This is a genomic window from Sphingobium sp., assembly GCA_023266575.1.
Lineage (GTDB): Bacteria > Pseudomonadota > Alphaproteobacteria > Sphingomonadales > Sphingomonadaceae > Sphingobium.
Genome location: JAHFPV010000013.1, coordinates 118,179 through 125,578, shown reverse-complemented (window position 1 = coordinate 125,578; position 7,400 = coordinate 118,179). Strand labels below are relative to the sequence as shown.

Sequence of the window (7,400 nt, the reverse complement as noted above, 5' to 3'; positions counted from 1 at the left end):
GCCGTCGCTAGAAAAATCGTCGTCCTCGCCAATCGCCTCGTTGCCGAAAATCGAACTTGGTCCCCAATCCATGCTTGACCAACAAGACAGATGCTCGACTTCGCTCGAAACGAACGGAGGTAGGTGGTCCCCCGAACTCAATCCGCAAAGTTCGCCGCCACCTCCGGCGGCACGCGCAAGATCCGGCCCGTGCCTTTGTCCACGATCGCCCAAGTCGATCTGGCCGTGACCTTCACCTTGCCGTCGGGTCCGGTAAACTCGATCAGCCGGTCAAAGCGCGCGCCGCGCGGGCCGTCGGGTATCCAGGTGCGCGCCGTCACCGTCTCGCCCTCCGCCACATTGCCGCGATAGTCGATTTCGTGGCGGGTCACGACCCAGACATAGGCATCCACATGCGCCGGGTCGGCATCATGGGTCCAATGTTCGGTCGCAACCTGCTCCATCCACTGGACCCAGACCGCGTTGTTGACGTGGCCGAGTATGTCGATGTCGGCGGCTCGGGCGGTGATGTGCGTGGTGTAGGACGAAGCCATATCTATCCTCCGTTCGGGCTGAGCTTGTCGATAACAATTCTCAACACCCTTGTTCTCGACGGGCGCTTCTCGACTTCGCTCGAAGCTGCTCGAACCGAACGGATTTGGAAAAATCTCACGCCCCAGCCATCCCCATCTGCCACAGGATGAAGGCAAATTCCTCCGCGCTTTCGTGCAGGCTCTCGAACCTGCCCGACTTGCCGCCATGGCCCGCGCCCATATTGGTCTTGAGCAGCAGGACATTGTCGTCGGTCTTGGTCGCGCGCAGCTTGGCGACCCATTTGGCTGGCTCCCAATAGGTGACGCGCGGGTCTTTCAGCCCCGCCGTCACCATCAGCGGCGGATAATCCTGCTCCTTCACATTGGCATAGGGATCATAGGCCAGGATCGTCTCGAACGCGGCCTTGTCCTCGATCGGGTTGCCCCATTCGGGCCATTCGCCCGGCGTCAGCGGCAGCGTCTCGTCCAGCATGGTGTTCAGCACATCGACGAACGGCACATGCGCCACCACCGCGCCCCACAGGTCGGGATCAGAGTTGATCACCGCCCCCATCAGCTCGCCCCCAGCGGAGCCGCCCGAAATGCTGATCCGCCCCTTGCGCGTATAGCCCAGGTCGATCAGCCCCCTGGCCACATCGACAAAGTCAGTGAAGGTGTTGTTGCGTTTGTCCAGCTTGCCGTCGAGATACCATTGCTGGCCAAGGTCATCACCGCCCCGAATATGGGCGATGGCGAAGGCGAAACCGCGATCCAGCAGCGACAGCCGCCCGGTCGAAAAGCCCGGCTCCATCGCCATGCCATAGGCGCCATAGCCATAGAGGTGCAGCGGCGCGCTGCCGTCGCGCGGCAGGTCGGCGGGATAGACGATCGATACCGGAATCTGCGTGCCATCGCGCGCCGGGATCATCAGCCGCTCGGTGGCGTAGCGGGTCGCGTCATAGCCTGACGGTATCTCCTGCACCTTGAGCAGCTCGAACCGTTCTTCGGCGATATGATAGTCGAAGATAGTGTCGGGCGTGACCATCGATTCATAGCCGATGCGCAGGACCGTCACATCATATTCGGGATTATCGTCCAGCGACGCGGAATAGCTGGCCTCCGGAAAAGGCAGGCGCTTTGGCGTATGGGTCGCATAATCGCGCAACTCGATCTGGTCGAGACCATCCAGCCGCCCTTCGGTGACATAGAAGCGCTTGAACAGTGTGAAGTCGGTCAGGTAGAAATGGGCATCAGGCGCGATCACTTGCCTCCACTGGTCGGGCGCGTCCAACGTCGCTGTCACCAGCCGGAAATTGGGATGGGTGTCGTTGGTCTTGATATAGAGCGTGCCGTCATGCTCATCGACGTCATATTCGCGCCCCGCCTGCCGCGCAGCCACCAACAAAGGCGGCGCGGTGGGATTGTCGGCGGGGATCAGCCAGGCTTCGGTCGTCACATGATCGCCGGTCGCGATGACGATCCATTTTTCCGATGAGGTGAGGCCGATCGAGACGCGGAACCCCTCATCATCCTCATGGAACAACTCGACGTCGGACTCGACGCTCTGCCCCAGCCAGTGCAGCCGGGCATTGTCGGTGCGCCAATTTTCATTGGCCAGGCCATAGAGCAGCCCCCTGCTGTCGGACGTCCACACCAAAGATGACAGCGTATCGGGGATCGATTCCGGCAAAATCTCGCCGGTGAACAGATCCTTGATCCGCGCCTCGAACCGTTCCGACCCGTCATTGTCGATCGCATAGGCGAGGTAGCGGCCATCGGGGCTGACCGACATCGCGCCCAGCCGGAAATAATCATGGCCCTCCGCCAGCGCCGGTTCATCCAGGATCAGCTGATCCGGGCCGCCCACCACGGGCTTGCGATACCATTTGCGATATTGCGCCCCAGTCTCGAACGCGCGCCAATAGATATAGTCGCCATCCTTTTGCGGAACGGAGCTGTCATCCTCTTTGATGCGTCCCTTCATCTCGGCAAACAGCGCGTCGGTCAGCCCCTTGTGCGGGGCCATGGCGGCCTCGAACCAAGCATTTTCCTGCGCCAGATAGTCCAGCACATCCGCGTCCTTGACGTCCGGGTAGCCCGGATCGCGCAGCCAGGCATAATCATCGCTGACGGTGATGCCATGATGGGTGATGCTGTGCGGCCTAGGCGGGGCAACGGGCGGCGTGGTGTTTACGGTCATTCATGATCCATCTGCAAGGGAGCAAGGCGGGCGCTGGCATATGTGCCACAGCCTGCTTATGTTGTTGCCATTATGGCCTGCGCAAGGGGGCCGATACGCAAGGAAGTATGAATGTCCACCTATCAAGACCGTCTCAACGCCCTGCGCGCACAATTGGTGCGCGACCGGCTGGACGGTTTCGTCGTGCCTTTGACCGACGAACATATGAGCGAATATGTCGGCGCCTATGCCCAGCGGCTGGGCTGGCTGACCGGATTTCAGGGGTCTGCGGGCAGCGCCGTGGTGCTGCCGGAACAGGCGGCGATCTTTGTCGATGGCCGCTATACCTTGCAGGTGCGCGAGCAGGTCGATGGCGCATTGTGGCAATATGAAAGCGTGCCGCAAACCTCCATCGCGGCCTGGCTGAAAGCCCATGCCCCGGCGAGCGGGCGGATCGGCTATGATCCCTGGCTCCACACCCGTTCCTGGGTAGAGCAGGCCAGCGCCGCGCTGGCGGACAAAGGCGCGACGCTGGTGGCAGTGGACACCAACCCCATCGACCTTGTGTGGCCCGACCGCCCTGCCCCCAGCGACGCCCGGCTGGTCATCCATGACGACCGCTTTGCCGGGCAGAGCGCGGCGGAAAAGCGGCAGGCGATGGCCGACTGGCTGGTCGAGAAAAAAGCCGACGCGGCGGTGCTGTCCGCTCTGGATTCGATCGCCTGGACCTTCAATATTCGCGGTAAGGATGTGGACCGGACGCCGGTGGCGTTGGCCTATGCCATCGTCCATGCCGATGCGACCGCTGATCTGTATGTCGCGCCCGAAAAGATGGACGAAGCGGTCGCCAAGCATCTGGGTAACGCTGTGCGCGTGCATGATCGCGCTGCTTTTGCCGGTGCGTTGGCCGGGTTTGCGGGCAAGAGCGTGGTGGCCGATCCCGAACGGGCGGTGGCGGCGATTTTCGAGGCGCTCGACAATGGCGGGGCGACCGTGCTGCCGCTGCGCGACCCCGCGATCCTGCCAAAGGCGATCAAGAATCCGGTCGAGATTGACGGGCATAAATCGGCGCAGGCGCGCGACGGCGCGGCATTGAGCCGCTTTCTGCATTGGGTATCGGTCGAAGCGCCCAAGGGCGGCCAGACCGAAATGACCGCCGCCGACCGGCTGGAAGCGTTCCGCAAGGAGACCGGCCTGCTGGAGGATCTGTCCTTCGACACGATCAGCGGCGCCGGACCGAACGGCGCAGTGGTGCATTACCGGGTCGAGGAAAAGACCAACCGCCCGATCGAGAGTGGCACTCTCTATTTGGTTGATTCGGGCGGCCAGTATCGCGACGGCACCACCGACGTGACCCGCACGCTGGCGATCGGCACGCCGACCCGCGAGATGCAGGAGCGCTTCACGCTGGTGCTGAAGGGCCATATCGCACTGGCGCGTGCGGTGTTCCCCGTGGGGACGCGCGGCGGCCAGTTGGACATATTAGCGCGGCAGTTCCTCTGGGCGCAGGGGTTGGATTACGCCCATGGCACCGGCCATGGCGTCGGCAGCTTCCTGTCGGTGCATGAAGGACCGCAGCGGATCGCGACCTTCGGCGGCGGCGACGAGCCGTTGCAGGCGGGCATGATCCTGTCCAACGAGCCGGGCTATTACAAGACCGGCGAATATGGCATCCGCATCGAAAATCTGGTGCTGGTGGAGGAACGCGCCGTGCCGGGCGCGGAAAAGCCGATGCTGGGCTTTGAAACGCTGACGTTCGCGCCGATCGACCGTCATCTGATCGCGCTCGACCTGCTGAGCGCCGACGAGCGGGCATGGGTCGACGCCTATCATGCCAAGGTGCTGTCGGTCGTGGGACCGCAGCTGGATGGCGACGCAAAGGCGTGGCTGGAAAGCGCCTGCGCGCCGCTTTAATCCTTGGGATTGTCTGGCGCGGGCGCGGGCAGCACGACTTCGCGCGCCTGCGCCTTGCGGCGACGCAGATTGTTGCGCAGCGCCTGCGCCAGCCGCGCCTTGCGATCATCCTGTTCGCTAGTCATGGCATGGCCTTAAGCAAAATGTGGCATCGGCTGCAACCCGCCTTGACAAGGGCGGCGCGCGCAGCCATAGGCCCGGCTCCGCAGGCCGAACAGGCCCGTGGACATGAAATAGTGCTGCCGTAGCTCAGTGGTAGAGCGCATCCTTGGTAAGGCTGAGGTCGTGAGTTCAATCCTCACCGGCAGCACCATTTCTCTCCCCGATATATTCGCGAATGTACCCGCCCGGCGGGGCCATGCACGCCGTCAAGCGTCCGGAGGCGCGCTCGATTCCGCGATCAGCAGCGGCAGATCGACCTGCATCAGCGTATCGGTGGGCCGTTTGGCGATGATGTCGAACAGGCAGCGTGCGGCCATCTGCGCCATCTCCCCCATCGGGCGCTGCACCGTCGTCAGCGCCGGAACGATCATCCTGGCCAACAGGCTACCATCAAACCCTATGACGGTCAGGTCGCGGGGAACAAGCAGGCCGCGCGACGCGGCGACCTTGATGACACCGGCGGCCATGATGTCATTGGCCGCAAAGATGGCGGTCGGCATCGGATCGGCCGATAGCAGCCGTTCCGCCGCCGTCACGCCCGATTCAAAGCTGTAATCGCCAGCCGCCTCGCCCACCAGCGTTCCGCCCGCAGCGGTCAAAGCGGACAGGAAGCCCGCGCGCCGCTCCTGCGCCGACAGCATGGCCGGCGGGCCTGACACATGGGCGACGCGCCTGTGGCCCAGCGCGACGATATGCTCCGCCACCCGCGCGGCCGCACCGCGCTCGTCGGACACCAGCATGGCGTCGAATCCGGCAAGACTGACGGACGAGAGCGCCACAGCCGGGATGCCGACATCCTGAAGGGCGTCGGCCAGCCCCGGCACGCCCGATACCGGGGCCAGGATGACGACGCCATCGACACGGGACCGCCGGACGAAATCCAGCACATCCTCGATCGACCCGTCGTCGCCGGTCGGGGTCGCATGGGCGATGACCTCATAGCCCTGCGCCGTCGCTTCGGTGGCCAGGCCGCGCTGCACCTCGCCCAGCACCAGCACATTCCTGTCATTATGGATCATGCCAATCAGATAGGACCGCCCGGTCGCCAGCCCCCGCGCCCGCGCGCTGGGCCGGAAACCCAACGCTTCGATCGCGCTCAGGATCGTCGCGCGCGTCTCCGCATTGACCTTGGGCGATCCGTTGATGACGCGGGATACGGTGCGAATCGACACATGCGCCCGTGCAGCCACATCCGCAATCGTGACATCGGCCCCGACCGCCCAATTCCCCTGCTTCATCATGCAACAGCCATAGCCGGTCTGCCCAAGCAGGCAAGGTCAGGCGTCAGCCTGGCGTGGCGGGGGCCGGCGGGGAAGTGCCGACCAGTTCGTGGCGATAGCCGTCCGGGTCGGTCAGCATCAACACGGCCGGTCCTCGGCCCGACTGATGTATTGCCTCAACGGCATAGCCCGCCGCCGTCAAGCGCGCGGCTACGGCCGCGACATCAGGCACGCGCAGGACAATCTTGGCCAAACCATCGCCCAATGTGACCGGCGGTGATTTGCCCGGCGTTTCATCGCGCAACAGGATCAGGGTTAGACGGCCGCTCGCACTATCGGCGCACAGCATGACTTCGGTCAGCGCGCCGTGGTGCAGCGTCCGGCACGGCACCAGCCCGAGCGCGATGCGATAGAAAGCGATCGATCGCTCAAGATCGGTGACACGCAAACCAGGCGCGAGCAAGCTGGCCTGCACGAGCGGCTGGCTAAGCCCCGCGGCTGGCGTCGACAGCAGAAGCAGCGCGGCGGCAGGAAGGATAGTCCTCACGCGCTTTCGCTGGCCGCCTGAGTCGGCGCACGGCGCGACCTTTCCTTGATCTTGTCGAAATCCGCCTCGAACTTGGGGCGCATCGTGCCGCACAGCCGGTCCCAGATCGTGGTGTAGCCGCCGAAATTGCCGGTGAAATAGCGATGGTGCTGGTCGTGGAAGGTGGTCGATATGAACCATTTTGTCGCCCAACTGCGTTTCCACCAGCGCGGCAGAAACTCATAGCCCGAATGGACATAGAGACCCATGATGATGTTGGTCGGCACGATCAGCGCAACGGTGGCGTCATGAACGGTAAAAGCCGCCAGGAACAGCGGCACGAAGCCGCCATTGATCAGCGATTCCAGCGGACTGACCGACAGGGTGCTCAGCAAGTTGGGCGACGTTGAGCGGTGATGCAGCTTATGGACCCAGCTATAGACTGGTTCCTTGTGCATCCAGCGGTGCAGCCAGTAGAAATAGGTGTCGAACAGGAAGAAATAGAGGGCATATTCCAGCCCCACGCGCCACCAAAGCGCTGGCCCCGCGGCAAAGCTGATCGCACCCGCCGCCTCCAGCGCATGGCGGAGCGTGCCGAGCAAAAAACCGGTAATGGCGAGATTGATGACCGCAAACAGCGCTTCGTTGCGGAAGATCGTCCATTTGAAACCCTTGGGCTGGATCTTGCGCGCCTTGAAATAGCCGCTGACCACCCCTGCCGCGATGCCGCTGGCGACGAACAGCCCCAGCCAGATCGACAGCAGATGATCGCCATTGAGTAACCACGCAAACATGACACGCCTTCCCGTCCCGCGCCATTGATAGCGCGGGACGGGCGCTATCACCTGTCAGGCTGAGAAATTTGTCTGTCCTGACAAAAACGGCAA

General features: G+C 63.3%; 7 protein-coding genes and 1 tRNA gene. 2 read left to right on the top strand and 6 right to left on the bottom strand.

Features of this window, described 5'->3' with window-relative positions; all coding sequences use genetic code 11:
• Positions 1–137 precede the first annotated feature (137 nt).
• The gene (locus Q0D44_RS13775; protein WP_366009566.1) at positions 138–533 is read right to left on the bottom strand and encodes an acyl-CoA thioesterase; all 396 of its coding nucleotides are present in this window, start codon (positions 531–533) and stop codon (positions 138–140) included.
• Between the two features lie 115 nt (positions 534–648).
• Positions 649–2,712, bottom strand: coding sequence for a S9 family peptidase (locus tag Q0D44_RS13770; protein WP_294137142.1), 2,064 nt, complete (start codon positions 2,710–2,712; stop codon positions 649–651).
• A gap of 111 nt (positions 2,713–2,823) precedes the next feature.
• On the opposite strand from Q0D44_RS13770, the gene Q0D44_RS13765 reads away from it, so the two are divergent.
• On the top strand, positions 2,824–4,605 hold the full coding sequence (locus Q0D44_RS13765) for an aminopeptidase P family protein (protein WP_294137141.1): 1,782 nt from the start codon (positions 2,824–2,826) through the stop codon (positions 4,603–4,605).
• On the opposite strand, the gene Q0D44_RS13760 is transcribed toward Q0D44_RS13765, so the two are convergent.
• Positions 4,602–4,730, bottom strand: coding sequence for a hypothetical protein (locus Q0D44_RS13760; protein ID WP_294137140.1), 129 nt, complete (start codon positions 4,728–4,730; stop codon positions 4,602–4,604). The two genes, Q0D44_RS13765 and Q0D44_RS13760, sit on opposite strands and share 4 nt — an antisense overlap.
• Before the next feature lie 113 nt (positions 4,731–4,843).
• Here Q0D44_RS13760 and Q0D44_RS13755 point away from each other — a divergent pair.
• Positions 4,844–4,918 (top strand) — tRNA-Thr (locus tag Q0D44_RS13755).
• A gap of 55 nt (positions 4,919–4,973) precedes the next feature.
• Here the strand turns inward: Q0D44_RS13755 and Q0D44_RS13750 are convergent.
• From Q0D44_RS13750 to Q0D44_RS13740, 3 genes are read right to left on the bottom strand one after another with little or no spacing between them, the layout of a single operon-like run.
• The gene (locus Q0D44_RS13750) at positions 4,974–6,008 is read right to left on the bottom strand and encodes a LacI family DNA-binding transcriptional regulator (protein ID WP_294137139.1); all 1,035 of its coding nucleotides are present in this window, start codon (positions 6,006–6,008) and stop codon (positions 4,974–4,976) included.
• A gap of 43 nt (positions 6,009–6,051) precedes the next feature.
• Entirely contained in the window at positions 6,052–6,534 is a 483-nt protein-coding gene (locus Q0D44_RS13745) for a VOC family protein (protein ID WP_294137138.1), read from the bottom strand.
• The gene (locus Q0D44_RS13740; RefSeq protein WP_294137137.1) at positions 6,531–7,307 is read right to left on the bottom strand and encodes a sterol desaturase family protein; all 777 of its coding nucleotides are present in this window, start codon (positions 7,305–7,307) and stop codon (positions 6,531–6,533) included. The genes Q0D44_RS13745 and Q0D44_RS13740 overlap by 4 nt, the downstream gene beginning before the upstream one ends.
• Positions 7,308–7,400: the final 93 nt, after the last annotated feature.

What these genes read in the sequence shown, in the direction of transcription:
- Q0D44_RS13775 (WP_366009566.1), bottom strand. Translation starts at nt 533, where the DNA reads ATGGCTTCGTCCTACACCACGCACATCACCGCCCGAGCCGCCGACATC.
- Q0D44_RS13770 (WP_294137142.1), bottom strand. Translation starts at nt 2,712, where the DNA reads ATGACCGTAAACACCACGCCGCCCGTTGCCCCGCCTAGGCCGCACAGC.
- Q0D44_RS13765 (WP_294137141.1), top strand. Translation starts at nt 2,824, where the DNA reads ATGTCCACCTATCAAGACCGTCTCAACGCCCTGCGCGCACAATTGGTG.
- Q0D44_RS13760 (WP_294137140.1), bottom strand. Translation starts at nt 4,730, where the DNA reads ATGACTAGCGAACAGGATGATCGCAAGGCGCGGCTGGCGCAGGCGCTG.
- Q0D44_RS13750 (WP_294137139.1), bottom strand. Translation starts at nt 6,008, where the DNA reads ATGATGAAGCAGGGGAATTGGGCGGTCGGGGCCGATGTCACGATTGCG.
- Q0D44_RS13740 (WP_294137137.1), bottom strand. Translation starts at nt 7,307, where the DNA reads ATGTTTGCGTGGTTACTCAATGGCGATCATCTGCTGTCGATCTGGCTG.